The sequence below is a fragment of the Xylanimonas allomyrinae genome (genome assembly GCF_004135345.1).
GTDB classification, from domain to species: domain Bacteria; phylum Actinomycetota; class Actinomycetes; order Actinomycetales; family Cellulomonadaceae; genus Xylanimonas; species Xylanimonas allomyrinae.
The window spans coordinates 2,658,476-2,674,234 of sequence record NZ_CP035495.1 but is presented as its reverse complement, the minus strand read 5'-3'; the positions used below and the strand labels follow the sequence as shown (position 1 = coordinate 2,674,234).

Genomic DNA, 15,759 nt, shown 5'->3' with positions numbered 1-15,759 from the left:
CCGGGTCACCGGGTCACCGGGTCACCGGGCCGCCGGGGCGGCGCTGGCGGCCGCGGCGGTGCTCTCAGGTTCGGCCTGCCCGGGGGCGACCGTGCGGAACAGCGGGTCGCCGTGGGCGATCGGGCCCGGCGCGACGGTGTCGACGACGGCATGCGCGGCGCCGTTCGTCACGACGACGGGTGTCGACAGGTCGTACCCCGCGGCCGTGATCGCCTCCGGGTCGAACTGCAGCAGCAGGTCGCCGGCGCTGACCTGCTGGCCGCTCTCGACGCGCGCGGTGAAGTGCTGCCCGCCGAGCTTGACGGTGTCGATCCCGACGTGGATGAGCAGCTCGACACCGGCGGTGCTGCGCAGCCCGATGGCGTGCATGGTCGGGAACAGGGTCACCACGGTCCCGTCGAACGGCGCGAACACGGCGCCGGAACGCGGCTTGATCGTCATGCCGTGCCCGAGCAGACCGCTCGAGAACGCCGCGTCGGGTGACTCGCTCAGGGGCACCGCGGTCCCGTCGAGGGGGCTGCGCACGTCGGTGCCGTCGGCGTGCTCGCCCGGTGCGTCGGCGGCTGCGGTCGTGGCGCCGTCGGCGGGCTCTTTGAAGAACACGACGGTGAGGGCGAACGCGATGGCGATCGAGGCCAGCGCGCCGATGACGATCCATGCGATCCCGCCCTGGGGTGCGAGCGAGGGCCAGAAGCTCAGGCCCGACGGCGGCGCGGGGTTGTTGGACGACGTGCCGCCCGAGGCGATGATGGCGCCGCCGACGGCGCCGCCGATCACGCCGAACACGAACGGCCGCTTGAGCGGCAGGTTGACGCCGTAGATCGCGGGCTCGGTGATGCCGGCGACGAACCCGGACAGGGTCGCGGGGGCGGCGAGCTGACGGCGGGCGGCGCTGCGCGTGCGGAGCCACACCGCGAGCACCGCGGCGGACTGGCCGAAGACGGCGGCGAACACCGGGGCGGCCAGGATCGTCACGCCGTTGGCGCCGACCTCGTTGATGAACACCGGGACCAGGCCCCAGTGGAGGCCGAAGATCACGAGCACCTGCCACAGGCCGCCCATGAGCGCACCGCCCACGAACGGCACGGCACCGAACACGCTGTCGATCGCGGACGACAGGCCGAGGCTCACGTACGTCCCGAGCGGTCCGACGGCGATGAGGATGAGCGGGACGATGATCAGCAGCACGACCATCGGGGTGACGAACCGGCGCACGGGCGCCCAGATGCGCGCGTACAGGGGTCGTTCGAGGTGGGACTGCACCCAGACGGCGACGATGATCGGGATGACGCTGCCGGAGTAGGCGACCATGAGCGTCATCGGGATGCCCGCGAAGCTCTCGGTCGTGGAGGGGGCGCCGATGCCGGGGAAGAGCCCCACGATCGTCGGGTGGAGGAGGGCGGCGGCGATCACGACGGCGGTGAACTCGTTCGCCTTGAAGTACCGGGCCGCGGTGATCGCCAGCAGCACGGGCAGGAAGTAGAACGCGGCGTCCGCGATGCCGGACAGCACGGAGTAGTTGACGCCCGCGGGGCTGATCCACGCGTAGTTGAGCGCGAGCGCGAGGCACGCCTTGATGAGACCCGAGGCGGCGATGATCCACAGCACGGGCTGGAAGATCCCGGAGATCATGGCGATGAACCGGGAGAGCAGGTTCGTGCGCTGACCGCCTCCGGTCGCGGCGGAGCTGCCGGTGCCGAGCAGCGGCTCCAGCGCCTGGTACACCTCGGGGACCTCGTTGCCGATCACCACCTGGAACTGGCCGCCGGCGGTCGCCGTCGTGATGACCCCGGGAGCCTGCCGCACGGCCGTGGGGTCGGCCTTGGCGTCGTCCTTGAGGACGAACCGCAGCCGCGTCGCGCAGTGCACGAGGGACTGCACGTTGTCTTTTCCGCCGACGCCCCGCAGGACGTCGGCTGCTGTCTTGGGATAGTCCATCGGACTGCCCACCTTCCGCCGCTACGTTGCGGCCTGTCGAACTTCGACTCTGCGACCACGCGGTGGGCGACACAACGAGGGCAACAAAAAAACCCGAGCCCGTTCACCACCAGGACCGGTGATGTGAGCTCAGGTTTTGCCCGCCGACGCGGTAACAATCCAGAGATGTCTACGAGGAGTACCTCGCGCAGAAGACTCTAGCACCGTGTGTCCTGACCGCCACCTGAAACTTGCTGGGCCAGACGCTCGACGTGGACGGTGACGTACATGAGCTCCTCGTCGGTGAGCTCGGTGCCCGTCGCGCCCACGACGTACGTCTTGACCTGCCGTGCGATCGCGTAGGAACGCGGGTAGGTGTGCTTGGTGAACTCGAGGAACGAGACGTCGGAGTTGCGCAGCATCGCGTCGTTCACGAGCCGCTGGAGCAGGAACTGCACGTGGATGACGAACCGTGCGTAGTCGGCACTGTCCGGGTCGAGCGTGACGCCGAGCTCGGTCTCGACCGTGGCGACGACGTGGCGTACGCGGCGGAACAGGAGCGTCGTCGCGCCGTCGGGCATCCCGCGCGTCACGTTGAGCAGGTGCATCGTGAGGAAGACGGTCTCCTCCTCGGGCAGCACGACGCCGAGTGCGGCTCCGATCGAGTCCGTCATGCGCGCGGCGGCGGCCGACTCCTTGGGGTAGAGCACCCGGATCTCGGGCATTGCCGTCGGTATCCGGACGGCGTCCTTGAGCCGTTCGAGCGCGAACTGGACGTGGTCGATGACGGCGAGCACGAGCCGGCGCCCGAGGCGGCGCCCGAGGAACCGCTCGGCGTCGTCGACGGCGGCGCTCACCGCCTCGACCACGGCGTACGGGGCGGAGGCCAGGATCTGGCGCTCACGTTCCCCCTGCTCGCCCTGCGCGAGGATGAATGTCTTCTCGACCTTCGCGGGGTCGATGTCGCCGCCCGGTCGCAGGCCGAACGCAAGGCCGCGCCCCATGAGCACGCGCTCGCCGCCCTGGGGGTCGACGGCGACGACAACGTTGTTGTTCAGGACCTTGATGGCTCCACGGGGGGCTTGTGCCGCATCCCTGCGTGCCATGGCGGCGAGTCTAGAGCCGGAGGGGGGCGGCGGTCCTGGCGAGACCCAGCGCTGGCGCGAAACGTTGCTCGGGACACCGAAGTGTGACCCTGTCAGAACGATCACCGCGGACTCCCAGACGAGACACACCTGGCGATACGGTGGGATGGAGGACCTCAGCAGCAGGAGTCACGATGACCGACGTTCGAACCCCGGCACCCGACCCCATGACGGGGGCCGCCCTGCGCTGCACCCGCGAACGCCTCGGGCTCACCACCCGCTGGCTGGCGGACCACCTCGACGTCAACGAGCGGTCGCTGCACCGCTGGGAGGCCGGCGTGCGGCGCGTGCCACGCGGCGTCTGCGCCGAGATCGAACGCCTCCAGACATGCCATGACGAGCTCGTCCAGCGGCTCGACGGAGCGCTCTCCGCCATGAGCGAGCCTCGGCTCGTGACGTGGCGCACCGACGCCGACGTCTCGTCGGCCGGCGGCCCCGAAGCGGGCTACCCCGCGTCGTGGCACCGCGCGGCGGTCGCGCAGGTGCTCGTGCACCGCCCGGGCACGCGCGTCGCCTACCGGGACGGCGAGGACGGCGAGCGCAGCGCAGACGGCGACGGCGACGGCGGCTGACTTCCCGCAGCCGTTCCGTCCCGCCTGTCCGCGGTCAGGCCAGGTGGTCGGCCACCAGCCGCGCCGCGAGCCCGGTGTATGACGCCGGGGTGAGCGCCTGGAGGCGCGCGGCGACGTCGTCGGGAAGGCCGAGCGTGCCGACGAACTCGCGCAGGCGCACGGCGTCGACACGCTGGCCGCGCGTCAGATCCTTGAGGCGCTCGTACGGGTTCTCCATGCCCGGCACGCCCGCGACGGAGGCGGCGCGCATGGCGGACTGGATCGGCTCGCCGAGCACCTCCCAGTTCTGGTCGAGGTCCTCGGCCATGAGAGCAGCGTTGGCGTGCAGGGCCTTGAGGCCGCGTTGGACGTTGTCGATCGCGAGCAGCGAGTGGCCGAACGCCGGGCCGATGTTGCGCTGCGTCGTGGAGTCGGTGAGGTCGCGCTGCAGGCGGCTCGTGACCAGGGTCGCGCCGAGCGTGTCGAGCAGCGAGCACGAGATCTCGAGGTTGGCCTCGGCGTTCTCGAACCGGATCGGGTTCACCTTGTGCGGCATGGTGGACGAGCCGGTGGCCCCGGCGACGGGGATCTGCGTGAAGAACCCCATCGAGATGTACGTCCACACGTCGGTCGCGAGGTTGTGCAGGATGCGGTTGAAGCGGGCGACGTCGGCGTAGACCTCGGCCTGCCAGTCGTGCGACTCGATCTGCGTGGTCAGCGGGTTCCAGGTCAGGCCCAGGCTCTCGACGACGTGCCTGCTCACCGCGGGCCAGTCGACGCCGGGGACGGCGACCACGTGGGCGCCGTACGTGCCCGTGGCGCCGTTGAGCTTGCCCAGGTACTCGGCGGCGCCGACGCGGCGCAGCTGGCGGCGCAGGCGGTGGGTCAGGACGGCGAGCTCCTTGCCGAGCGTCGTCGGGGTGGCGGGCTGGCCGTGCGTGCGGCTGAGCATGGGCACGTCCGCGAGCTCGCGGGCCATGTCGGCGACCTGGTCGGTCAGCGCGGTCGCGGCGGGCAGCCACACGTCGCGGATCGCTCCCGCGACCATGAGCGCGTACGAGAGGTTGTTGATGTCCTCCGACGTGCACGCGAAGTGGACGAGCTCGCTGGCCGCCGGCAGGTTCGTGGTGCCGAGCGCCGCGGGCGCCGCCGCGATGCGGCGCTTGATGAAGTACTCGACCGCCTTGACGTCGTGGACCGTCTCGCGCTCGATGGCGGCGAGCTCCTCGATCTCGGCGGCACCGAAGGTCGCGGGGATCTGCCGCAGGTAGGCCACCTCGGTGTCCGACAGCGCGGGAGCGCCCGGGACGACGGGCGTCGCCACGCCCGGCACCCCGTTGCACAGCGTGACGAGCCACTCGACCTCGACGTGGATGCGCGCCCGGTTGAGCGCTGCCTCGCTGAGATGGTTCACCAGCGGCGCCACGGCCGCGCGGTAGCGCCCGTCGAGGGGGCCCAGCGCGATGGGCGGGGTGACGTCGGCGAGGTCGACGCGGGCGGAGGTCGGCGCGGCGGGCAGCACGGGGGAGGTCACGGGGCGATTCTCCCACGGCCGCCGGGCGTCACCGGGTCGCGGCGGCGCGCGGTTCCGGCGCGCCGCGTCACCGTCACACAACGGGCGGGCCGGATGCCCGCGGGGGCCTGCCGCCGGGTTATGCACAGCGGGCCGTTCGCGCCCGACGGCGGGGGCGGGCGCTGCCTAGAGTCCGCGGGGCCGGCGCACCGAGCACCGGTGGAGGCGACGGGATGCACGGTGGTCGCGGGAGCGGTCCGCTGCGCCGAGGGGAAGGGGACCGGAATGGCGGGCAGGTCGCGAGGCGGTGTCGCCGACCAGGGTGGCGTGGGGCCGGCCTTCGGGTTCGGCGTCGGCCTGACGGCCGGGCCGGCCGCGCGGGCCGGTGGGGGACCCGGCGTGGACGGCGCGGCCGTCGAGCTCGAGGCCGCGCGGGCCGCGCTCGCGGACGCGCTCGACGGGCTCGGCCGAGCCGCTGCGCTGGCATGGGCGTCCCCGGCCGCGGAGGTCTTCCGCGACCGGCTCGCGCAGGTCGTCGCGGCGACTCGCCGCGACGCACGTGCGGTCGACGACCTGAGGTCGGCGGTCGCGAGGTTGGCGGTGCGGGGATGAGCGCGGCCGGAGCGCGCCTGCCGGGGGCCGTGGCGGCAACCGGCCCGACGGGCTCGGGTGCGGAGCTGGTGCCGGCCGCCGACACGATCCGCGTCGCGGGTGGGCGCGGGCTCGCGAGGGCTGACGTCCAGGAGGTGCGTGCGGCAGCCGCGCGCAGCCGCGCCGCGGGCGAGGCGTTGCTCACCGCGGTGTCCCGCACGGGCCTGGCCGTGCAGGAGCTCGACCGCGCGGCGTGGCGGGCCGGGCTCGGCCTCGCCCCGGCGGGGATCGGCGCCCACGGGACTGGAATCGGTGCGGGTGCCGGTGCCGGGCACGAGGCCGCTGCCGGCGCCGTGTGCACGCCGGGCGACGCCGCCGCCCGGCGTGCCCTGGCCGACGACGCACGCTCCGTGGCCGCCCGCCTGCGCGGGGACGCCGACGAGTGCGCCCACCTCGCCGAGCGCCTGCTGCGGGCCGCCGGGCTCTACGAGGAGGGCGAGTCGTTCGCCGAGCGCGCGGTCGGTGCGCTCGTCGGCGTCGGCACCGCATCGGCCGCCTACCTCTACGCGTCGTCGCCGCAGCTGCGCCGGACGCTCGGGGCGGTCGTGGTGGGCACCGCGGGTGCTGCCCGGCTGGCCGCGGGCGCGCACGACGACGAGGCGGGCGCACGCGACGAGACGGGTGCACGCGACGAGCCTGGCGCACGCGACGAGCCTGGCGCGCGTGACAGCGCGGGCTCGCACGACAAGGAGAACGCCGCCGTCAGGGCGCTGACCGCGGTGGGGGCGCTCTGGGGCGACGAGGTGATCACGGGTCTCGGCGTCGGCGTCGCGGCGGCACGGCCCGCGGAGTCGCGCGGCGACGTGTCCGTCACGGGCGGTGCCCGGGTGCTCAGCACGATGGTTCACGACCTGCTGCCGACCTCGCGCGTCTCGGTCGGCGAGGTGACGCCCGGGGCGCAGGCGTGGCGGGGCACCCCCACGGGCAGCGTCGACGAGGCGCTCGCCCGCGTCGCCGACCTGACGGGCAACGGCGTGTTCCCAGGCCGCGCCCCGGTGCGTGCGCCCGCTGGGACGCTGGCCGTCGAGCGTGTGGTGCACGACGACGGCACCGTGTCCTGGACGGTCCTCGTCCCGGGGACGCAGGACGTCGTGAGCCTGGTGCACCCGTTCGACGGCGTCACCGACGTCGACCTCATGGCACACCGAGCCGCCGACGTGACCACCGCGGTCTCGGACGCGCTCGACGAGGCGGGCGCGCAGCCCGAGGAGCCCGTCGTGCTCGTGGGGCACAGCCTCGGCGGGATCGCGGCCATGTCCCTCGCGTCGTCGCCGGCGTTCCTGCGGCGACACCGCCTGGGAGCCGTCGTCACCGCGGGGTCGCCGACCGCGAGCTTCACCGCCCCGCGCGGTGTGCCCGTGCTGCACCTGGAGAACGACGAGGAGCTGGTGTCGGCCACCGACGGGCGCTCGGGGCTCGAGAACCCGCGTACGGCGGACCGGGTCACCGTCACGCGGCGGCTCGGGGCGTCGTCGTCGCCCGTGGACCGCGCCGCGGCGGGCACCATCCCGTCGGCCCACGGGCTGGGGACCCACCTGCGGACGCTCGGTCTCGCGCGCGAGACCGGCCACGCCCAGGTGGCCGACGTCCTCGGCAGGATCGAGCCGCTGCTGCGGGGAGCCTCCGCGCAGACCCGGTTCTACACGGCGCGCCGCGCGTGGGCGGGGCAGCCGTGACCGGCCGGACGCCGGCGCACCTGCCTTCCGGGGACCCGGGGGAGGGGCGGGGTGCGTCAGGAGCGACGCTTCGGGGCGAACGCCCCGATGACCACCTGGAGGATCGCGATGATCAGCGCAGCCAGCACGTACCACCAGAAGCCGCCGTTGATGTCGAGGCCCCACGGCTGGTCCCCGAACCAGCTCTTGTCGGTGATCCACGTCGTCAGCCACAGCATGAAGGCGTTGACCACCAGCGTGAACAGCCCGAGGGTCAGGATGTACAGCGGTACGGAGAGCACCTTGACGACGGGCTTGACGACGAGGTGGACCAGGTTGAAGACGAGCGCGACGACGAGCACGGCGAGGACCGTCCCGCCCCGCGTCCCATCGTCGATGATGTCGACATGAGCGGGGATGACGAGGCTCGTCACCCACAGGGCGAGGGCGGTCACCAGGACGCGCACGACGAAGTTCATGCACGTCATCGTGGCATGCTGGACGCCGTGGAGACAGCCGTGAACCGCCCTTCCGACCCTTCGCGTGACGCTCGGGAGCACGTTCCGCTGAGGGCCGCCGTGGAGGCGCTGCCTCCGTACGTCCCCGGTGCCCGGCCCGCGGCCGGCGAGCGGCTGTGGAAGCTGTCGTCCAACGAGAACCCGTACGGGCCGCTCCCGTCCGTGGTGGCGGCCATCGCCGAGGCCGCGGCCGACGCGAACCGGTACCCCGACATGTACGCGAGCGAGCTCGTCGAGGCGCTCGCGGCCCATGTGGGGGTGCTGCCCGAGCAGGTCGTGGTCGGCAACGGTTCCGTGGCGGTGCTCGCGCACATCCTCGCCGCGGTGGTCGACGCGGGCGACGAGGTCGTCTACCCGTGGCGTTCCTTCGAGGCCTACCCGATCGCGGTGTCCGTCGCGGGTGGCCGGTCGGTCATGGTGCCGCTGGCGCGCGACGGCCGGCTCGACCTGCCCGCGATGGCGGCGGCCGTGACGCCGCGCACGCGCGTGCTGCTGGTGTGCACGCCCAACAACCCGACGGGACCGGCAGTTCATGCCGACGAGCTCGACGCGCTGCTCGCGGCCGTGCCCTCGGACGTGCTCGTCGTCGTCGACGAGGCGTACCTGGAGTTCGTGCGCGACCCGCAGGCGCCCGGTGCGGCGGCGGACGCGCGGGGTGCGGGGGCGGTCGACGTGCTGCGCCGGCACGGCAACGTCGTGCTGCTGCGCACGCTGTCCAAGGCGTACGGGCTCGCCGGGTTGCGCGTGGGCTACGCCGTGGCGCCCGCGCGGATCGCCGACGGCATCCGCGCGGTGTCGACGCCGTTCGGGGTCTCGCACGTCGCCCAGCAGGCGGCGCTCGCGTCGCTGCGGCCCCAGGCGCAGGCCGAGCTCCTCGCGCGGGTCGACGCGCTCGTCGCCGAGCGCGAGCGCGTGGTCGCGGCGTTGCGCGCCCAGGGCTGGGACCTGCCCGAGTCCCAGGCCAACTTCGTGTGGTTCCCGCTGGGCGAGGCGACCTCGGAGCGCGCCAAGCAGGCGCGTGCGGCCGGGGTGCTCGTGCGGCCGTTCGCCGGGGACGGCCTGCGTGTGAGCATCGGCGAGCGCGAGGCGAACGACGCCTTCCTCGCCGTCGCGCAGGGCTGGCTCGCGGACCGCTGACGCCAGCGGGTGCGGGGCGGCGACCTGGGGTGAAGCGGACGCTGCCTCCGCCCGCATTCGACGGCGTACGCCCGTCCTGGCCGTGAGGCATTCGCGCGACACGCCCGCGCTGCGCCCGTTCTTGTGGGGAACCTCCAAACACATGCCGACGACATTGGCCTTCGGTGGCACACCGCTGTCGGCTCCCGCCAACCTACGCTTGCGTAGGCTACGTAACCGTAGGTTCGGAGGGAGTCGGCGTGAGCAGCAGGAGCACGGGCGAGACGGGGCTGGTGCAGCTTCTCGATCCCGAAGGCGCACGGGTCACCACACCGGAGAACGAGTCATACCGGGAGCGGGTCGCCCACGTGAAGGGCGACGACCTGCGCGGCATGTACCGCGACATGCTGCTGACCCGGCGGTTCGACGACGAGGCCACCGCTCTGCAACGCCAGGGTGAGCTCGCCCTGTTCGCCCAGTCGCGGGGCCAGGAGGCCGCCCAGGTCGGCTCGGCCCACGCGATGGCTCCCCAGGACTACGTCTTCCCCAGCTACCGCGAGCACGGGGTGCTGCACGTGCGCGGCGTCGACCCGGTCGACCGGCTGCGCCTGTTCCGCGGCCAGGACCACGGCGGCTGGGACCCGACCGAGCACAACACGCACCTGTACACGCTGGTCATCGGCTCGCACGCGCTGCACGCGACCGGGTACGCGATGGGCGTCCAGCGTGACGGCCTGGTCGGGACGGGCGACCCGGCGCGCGACACCGCCGTCGTCGTCTACTTCGGGGACGGGGCCACCGCTCAGGGCGACGTCAACGAGGCGCTCGTGTTCGCGGCCGTCAACAACACCCCGCAGGTGTTCCTCGTGCAGAACAACCAGTGGGCCATCTCGGAGCCGACCACGCGCCAGGCGCGCGTGCCGCTCGCCGAGCGCGGCCTCGGGTTCGGCATCCCCGGCGTGCGCGTCGACGGCAACGACGTGCTCGCCTGCTACGCCGTCACGCTCGAAGCGCTCGAACGGGCGCACTCGGGCGGCGGCCCGACGCTCGTCGAGGCGTTCACCTACCGGATGGGCGCGCACACGACGTCGGACGACCCCACGCGCTACCGCGAGCGCGAGGAGGAGGAGTACTGGCGCCGCCGCGACCCGATCGACCGGCTGGGCGCGCTGCTGCGCGCCGAGGGCGAGTGGGACGAGGTGTGGGCCGCCGGCGTCGAGGCCGAGGCCGAGGCGCTCGGCGAGCGCCTGCGCACCGAGGTCCGCGCGCTGGGCGCCCCGCCCACGGCCGCGATGTTCGAGCACGTGTACGCCACACCCCATGCGACGGTCGCCGACGAACGCGCCTGGCTGGCCGAGTACGAGCAGGCCGACGAGCCGGCCGACCACGAGACCGCGACGGAGGCGACCCGATGACCGCACAGCTCCTGGCACCGACCACGACGCCCACGGGCGCGACGACCCTCACGTTCGCCAAGGCGATCACGCTCGGCCTGCGCGCGGCGCTCGCGGCCGACGACAAGTCCCTGATCATGGGCGAGGACGTCGGCCGGCTCGGCGGCGTGTTCCGCGTGACCGACGGGCTCCAGGCCGAGTTCGGCGAGGACCGCGTGGTCGACACCCCGCTCGCGGAGTCGGGCATCGTCGGCACCGCGATCGGGCTGGCGCTGCGCGGCTACCGGCCGGTCTGCGAGATCCAGTTCGACGGGTTCGTGTTCCCGGCGTTCGACCAGATCACCACGCAGCTGTCGAAGATGCACTACCGCTCGCGGGGTCGCCTGCAGGTGCCCGTGGTGATCCGCATCCCGTTCGGCGGCGGCATCGGCGCCGTCGAGCACCACTCCGAGAGCCCCGAGGTGCTGTTCGCGCACACCGCCGGCCTGCGTGTGGTCTCGCCGTCGACGCCGCAGGACGCGTACGACATGATCCGGGCGGCCGTGGCCTCGCCCGACCCGGTGATCTTCCTGGAGCCCAAGGGCCGCTACTGGTCGAAGGGCGAGGTCGACCTGTCCGCGCCCCCCGCACCGGGGATCCTCGACACCGCGCGCGTCGCACGCCCGGGGACGGACGTCACGCTTGTCGCCTACGGGCCGACGGTCGCCACGGCCCTCAAGGCCGCGGACGCGCTCGCCGGGGAGGGCACCTCGGCCGAGGTGGTCGACCTGCGGGCCGTCTCGCCGCTCGACATCCCGGCCGTCGTCGCGAGCGTGCGGCGTACGGGCCGGTGCGTCGTGGTGCACGAGGCGCCCACGGTGCACGGCGTGGGCGCCGAGGTCGCGGCCCGCGTGACCGAGGAGGCGTTCCACTACCTGGAGGCGCCCGTCATCCGGGTCGGCGGGTTCCACGCGCCCTACCCGGTCGCCAAGCTGGAGCACGACTACCTGCCGAGCGTGGACCGCGTGCTCGACGCCGTCGACCGCTCGCTCGCCTTCTGACCGCGGCCGCAGAGAGGATCATCCGTGAGCACACAGCGCTTCCCCCTGCCCGACGTCGGTGAGGGACTGACCGAGGCCGAGATCGTCGAGTGGCGCGTCAAGCCCGGCGACGTCGTGGCCGTCAACCAGGTGATCGTCGAGATCGAGACCGCCAAGTCGCTCGTCGAGCTGCCCTCGCCGTGGGCGGGGACGGTCGCCGCGCTGCTGGTCGCCGAGGGCGACACGGTCGACGTCGGCACGCCGATCATCGAGGTCACGACGGCCGCTGCGGGCCCGGGCGGCTCGGCGCCGTCCGCGGGCGCGGATGGCGCTGCGACGCCGGGCGCGGCGCAGCCGCCTGCCGCGGAGGGCTCCGGCTCGGTGCTCGTCGGCTACGGGACGGCCGACGGCGCAGCGGGCTCCGGTCGTCGCCGTCGCCGCGCCGCGGCGAACGCCCCGGCAGCCGTCGCGGCAGCCCCGGCTGCCGTCGCGCCGGCAACCTCCGCCGCCCCTGCACCCGCCGCCTCCGCACCCGCCGCCTCCGCACCCGCCGCCTCTGCACCCGCCGCCCCTGCGACGACGACGCCCGCCGCCGTCGCGCCGGCCGCCTCCGCCGTCGAGACCCGCGGTGACGCTCGCCCGGCGCAGGTTCACGAGCAGGTGACCGCGCGCGCCTCCGGCGGGGCGGCGTCCGAGCGGGGGAGCGACTGGGGCCGCGACTCGGGCCGCGACACTGGCCGCGACACCGAGAACGGCCGGCCGGTCGCGCCCGACCCCGGGGTGATCTCCGTGCCGGCCGCGCCCGGTGCGAGCACGGCGTTCGGCCGGGTGCTCGCCAAGCCGCCCGTGCGCAAGCTCGCCAAGGACCTCGGCGTCGACCTCGCCTCGGTCCACCCCACGGGGCCGGGCGGGATCGTCACCCGCGAAGACGTCGTCGCGCAGGCCGAGGCGGCCAAGCCGCAGGCGCTCGCCACCTACCCCGACGACGACCAGCCGTGGCTCGCCTCCGGCTCCGTCTCGCCCGACGGACGCCGCACCCGCGTGCCCGTCAAGAGCGTGCGCAAGCGCACCGCCGAGGCGATGGTCACGAGCGCGTTCACGGCCCCGCACGTCACCGTGTTCCAGACGGTCGACGTCACCAAGACGATGAAGCTCGTCGCCGCGCTCAAGGAGGACCGCGAGTTCTCCGGCGTGCGCGTCACGCCCCTGCTCATCACGGCGAAGGCCGTGCTGATGGCGGTCGGCCGGCATCCCGAGATCAACGCGAGCTGGGACGACGACGCACGCGAGATCGTCTACAAGCACTACGTGAACCTCGGCATCGCCGCCGCGACCCCGCGCGGACTCGTCGTGCCCAACATCAAGGACGCCCACCGGCTCGACCTGACCCACCTCGCGCAGGCGATCGCCGACCTCACGGCGACGGCGCGCGCCGGCCGCACCACCCCCACCGACATGTCCGACGGCACCATCACGATCACCAACGTGGGCGTCTTCGGGACCGACACCGGCACCCCGATCCTCAACCCCGGCGAGGCGGCGATCCTCGCGTTCGGCGCGATCCGCCAGCAGCCGTGGGTCCATAAGGGCAAGATCAAGCCGCGCTGGGTCACCCAGCTCGCGCTGAGCTTCGACCACCGGCTCGTCGACGGCGAGCTCGGCGCCCGCTTCCTGGCCGACGTCGCACGCGTGCTGGAGGAACCCGCCCGAGGTCTGATCTGGGCCTGAGGGGTGGTCGCGCGCGAGCCACGGCGCTCGCTGCCGGACGGTTCGCTGCCGGACGGTTCGCGGGGGACCGGCGTCGCACGCGCCGGCCACGGCCGCGCGCGTCGCGGGGGACCTGCCGCCAGCGAACCTGCCGCCAGCGAACCTGTCACGAGGGACCCGGTCACGTCCGCGAGTCGCGCCCGCCTAGGCTGGTCGGGTGACCGTGCGAACCGCCCCCGCCGAGGTCCCTGCCGCTGACCGCGACCGTCGCGCGCGGTGGCTCGTCGTCGCCGGGCCGGCCGCCGTCGTCGTCGCGCTGGCGTCCGCCCTGGGCGCAGGTGCGTTCACCGGAGCGTTCGCAGCGCTCGCGGAGTTCACCGATGTGGGCGCCGTCGTGCGCTGGGGTCTGCCGGTCCTCGACGTGACGACCGGGCTGGCCTCGGCGCTCACGCTCGGCGCGCTGGTCACCGCGGCGGCCCTGGTCGGGCCCGGCCGGTGGCAGCGTACGGCGCTGACGACGGCGGGCGCCGCCGCCGCGGTCTGGGCCCTGGCCGGCGTCGCGGGGCTGGTGCTGCAGTACGCGGACATCTCGGCGACGCGGCTCGACGCCACAGGCTTCGGGGAGGGGCTGTGGCAGTTCCTCACCGAGATCGAGCTGGGCCGGACGGGGCTGGCGATCGTGATCCTGGCGGCGGTGACGTCGGCGATGGCGCTCGCCTCGACGAGCGCCGTCGGTGCCCTGTGGACGTGTGTGGCGCCGCTCGCCGCGTTCGCCTACCAGGCCTCGACGGGCCACGCCGCCGGCGCTGCGAGCCACTCGCTGGCCGTGGGTGCGATGACCTTGCACCTGGTCGGGGCCGCCCTGTGGGTGGGCGGGCTCGGGGCGATCGGGGTGCTCGTGCTCGCCGCCGGGCGCACACGTCCCGCGGGCACGCCCAGCGTGGGCGCGGCGTCTGAGCCGCACGCGGGATCGCGGGGCAAGCCCGGGGCGGAGCCGAGCGGACCCGACGGGTGGGAGGCCGCGGTGCCGCGGTACTCCCACGTGGCCTCGTGGTGCCTCGTGGCGGTCGGGTTCTCCGGTGTGGTGTCCGCGTGGATCCGGGTCGGGAACCTCGGCGACCTCGGCAGCCGGTACGGCCTGCTGCTGGTCGTCAAGGCCGTGCTTCTCGCGGGTCTCGGTGCACTGGGCTGGGCTCATCGCCGCCGCGTGCTGCGGGACCTGGGCCTGCTCGCTCCCGACGCCGGGAGCGGCGGGCCGCAGGCGCGCGGCCCAGCGCGTCGCCGCCCGGCGCTGCTCGGCCCGGCGCGCGCGTGGGCCTTCGCCCGGCTCGCCGCGGTCGAGCTGATCGTCATGGGTGCCGTCATGGGGGTCGCCGTCGGCCTGGCGGCGTCCGCACCCCCGGTGCCCGACGACGTCCCGGTCGACACCAGCCCCGCCTACCAGCTCACCGGGTCGCCGCTGCCGCCCGAGCTGACGGGGGCACGCTGGTTCACGGAGTGGCGGCTCGACCCGCTGTCCGCGTTCGCGTGCGCGGCCGCCGTCGTCGTCTACGTCGTGTGGACGCGCCGGCTCGCCCGGCGCGGCGACCGCTGGCCCGTGGGCCGCACCGTCGCGTGGTGCCTGGGCATGGCCGTCATCGCCTGGGACACCAACGGGGGCCGACGATCTACGGCGAGGTGCTGTTCAGCGCCCACATGGTGCAGCACATGGTGCTCGCGCTGCTGGTGCCGATGCTGCTGGTGCTCGCGGCGCCCGTCACGCTCCTGATGCGCGCGGTGCCCGGGCGGCGTGACGGGTCGCGCGGGCCGCGCGAGTGGGTGCTCGGGTTCGTGCACTCGCGGTGGGGGCGGGTCGTGTCGCAGCCGATCGTGGCCGGCGTGGTGTTCGTCGTGGGGATGATCGTCTTCTACTTCACGCCGCTGTTCGACTGGTCCCTGCGCTCGCACGTGGGGCACGTGTGGATGGTCGTGCACTTCACGCTCGCGGGGTACCTGTTCGCCAACGCGCTCATCGGCATCGACCCGGGGCCGAACCGCCCCGCCTACCCGCAGCGGCTCCTGCTGCTGTTCGCGACGATGGCGTTCCACGCGTTCTTCGGCGTGGCCCTCATGATGCAGACGTCGCTGCTGGCCGCGGACTGGTTCGGCAACATGGGCCGGCCCTGGGGTGACTCGGCGATCGTCGACCAGCAGACCGGTGGCAGCATCGCCTGGGGCATCGGCGAGCTGCCGACGCTGGGGCTCGCGATCGGGGTGGCCGTCCTGTGGACGCGTTCCGACGAGCGTGAGGCCCGCCGACGCGACCGCCAGGCCGACCGCGACGGCGACGCCGAGCTCGCGGAGTACAACGCGATGCTCGCGAAGATGGCGGGCCGGGCGCCCGACGCGGCGGCGCCGGGGGCGGCGGCCGAGCCGACCGCGCTCACCGCACCGGCCGACGCACCCGGCCCGGACCGACCCGGCCCAGGCTGACCGGCCCAGGCTGACCGGCCCAGGCTGACCCGCCCAGGGCGACGGCGCCAGCTCGCGACCGGGCACCGCCGACGTCAGGCCCACGTGGTCATGCCCACGTG

The 15,759-nt window shown here is 74.0% G+C and carries 13 protein-coding genes; 9 read left to right on the top strand and 4 right to left on the bottom strand.

From position 1 onward, the window contains the following. Positions 1–21 precede the first annotated feature (21 nt). Together ET495_RS12175 and ET495_RS12170 are read right to left on the bottom strand one after the other, a co-directional pair. The gene (locus ET495_RS12175; RefSeq protein WP_129205026.1) at positions 22–1,938 is read right to left on the bottom strand and encodes a beta-glucoside-specific PTS transporter subunit IIABC; all 1,917 of its coding nucleotides are present in this window, start codon (positions 1,936–1,938) and stop codon (positions 22–24) included. 197 nt (positions 1,939–2,135) lie between these two features. Continuing rightward, positions 2,136–3,023 carry a PRD domain-containing protein gene (locus tag ET495_RS12170; protein WP_129205025.1) on the bottom strand — a complete coding sequence of 296 codons (888 nt, stop codon included), beginning with the start codon at positions 3,021–3,023 and terminating at the stop codon, positions 2,136–2,138. A 173-nt stretch (positions 3,024–3,196) separates the two neighbouring features. On the opposite strand from ET495_RS12170, the gene ET495_RS12165 reads away from it, so the two are divergent. Continuing rightward, positions 3,197–3,634 carry a helix-turn-helix domain-containing protein gene (locus tag ET495_RS12165; RefSeq protein ID WP_129205024.1) on the top strand — a complete coding sequence of 146 codons (438 nt, stop codon included), beginning with the start codon at positions 3,197–3,199 and terminating at the stop codon, positions 3,632–3,634. Between the two features lie 34 nt (positions 3,635–3,668). Here the strand turns inward: ET495_RS12165 and purB are convergent, their stop codons facing one another. Continuing rightward, positions 3,669–5,147: an adenylosuccinate lyase gene (gene purB / locus ET495_RS12160; RefSeq protein ID WP_245993053.1), complete on the bottom strand. Its 1,479-nt coding sequence runs from the start codon at positions 5,145–5,147 to the stop codon at positions 3,669–3,671. Positions 5,148–5,411: 264 nt separating this feature from the next. On the opposite strand from purB, the gene ET495_RS12155 reads away from it, so the two are divergent. Both ET495_RS12155 and ET495_RS12150 read left to right on the top strand, forming a co-directional pair. Next, on the top strand, positions 5,412–5,738 hold the full coding sequence (locus ET495_RS12155) for a hypothetical protein (RefSeq protein ID WP_129205023.1): 327 nt from the start codon (positions 5,412–5,414) through the stop codon (positions 5,736–5,738). Continuing rightward, positions 5,735–7,453 (top strand): lipase family protein, encoded by a 1,719-nt coding sequence (locus tag ET495_RS12150; protein ID WP_129205022.1) that lies wholly within the window; start codon positions 5,735–5,737, stop codon positions 7,451–7,453. The genes ET495_RS12155 and ET495_RS12150 overlap by 4 nt, the downstream gene beginning before the upstream one ends. 56 nt (positions 7,454–7,509) lie before the next feature. Here ET495_RS12150 and ET495_RS12145 read toward each other — a convergent pair whose 3' ends face one another. Then, positions 7,510–7,911: a phage holin family protein gene (locus tag ET495_RS12145; protein WP_211340839.1), complete on the bottom strand. Its 402-nt coding sequence runs from the start codon at positions 7,909–7,911 to the stop codon at positions 7,510–7,512. 15 nt (positions 7,912–7,926) lie between these two features. Here ET495_RS12145 and hisC point away from each other — a divergent pair, with 15 nt between their 5' ends. The 6 genes from hisC (at position 7,927) to ET495_RS19730 (ending at position 15,658) form a co-directional block, all read left to right on the top strand. Then, positions 7,927–9,087 (top strand): histidinol-phosphate transaminase, encoded by a 1,161-nt coding sequence (gene hisC / locus ET495_RS12140; protein ID WP_129205020.1) that lies wholly within the window; start codon positions 7,927–7,929, stop codon positions 9,085–9,087. Positions 9,088–9,326: 239 nt separating this feature from the next. Next, positions 9,327–10,481 carry a pyruvate dehydrogenase (acetyl-transferring) E1 component subunit alpha gene (pdhA, locus tag ET495_RS12135; RefSeq protein WP_129205019.1) on the top strand — a complete coding sequence of 385 codons (1,155 nt, stop codon included), beginning with the start codon at positions 9,327–9,329 and terminating at the stop codon, positions 10,479–10,481. Then, positions 10,478–11,500 (top strand): alpha-ketoacid dehydrogenase subunit beta, encoded by a 1,023-nt coding sequence (locus ET495_RS12130; RefSeq protein WP_129205018.1) that lies wholly within the window; start codon positions 10,478–10,480, stop codon positions 11,498–11,500. The genes pdhA and ET495_RS12130 overlap by 4 nt, the downstream gene beginning before the upstream one ends. A 24-nt stretch (positions 11,501–11,524) precedes the next feature. Further along, the gene (locus ET495_RS12125) at positions 11,525–13,207 is read left to right on the top strand and encodes a dihydrolipoamide acetyltransferase family protein (protein WP_129205017.1); all 1,683 of its coding nucleotides are present in this window, start codon (positions 11,525–11,527) and stop codon (positions 13,205–13,207) included. A 196-nt stretch (positions 13,208–13,403) separates the two neighbouring features. Next, positions 13,404–14,954, top strand: a complete 1,551-nt coding sequence (locus ET495_RS19735) for a copper resistance D family protein (RefSeq protein WP_281276126.1) — start codon at positions 13,404–13,406, stop codon at positions 14,952–14,954. Further along, complete coding sequence (locus ET495_RS19730; protein WP_281276125.1) at positions 14,894–15,658, top strand: cytochrome c oxidase assembly protein; 765 nt, start codon at positions 14,894–14,896, stop codon at positions 15,656–15,658. Before ET495_RS19735 ends, ET495_RS19730 begins: the two co-directional genes overlap by 61 nt. Positions 15,659–15,759 lie beyond the last annotated feature (101 nt).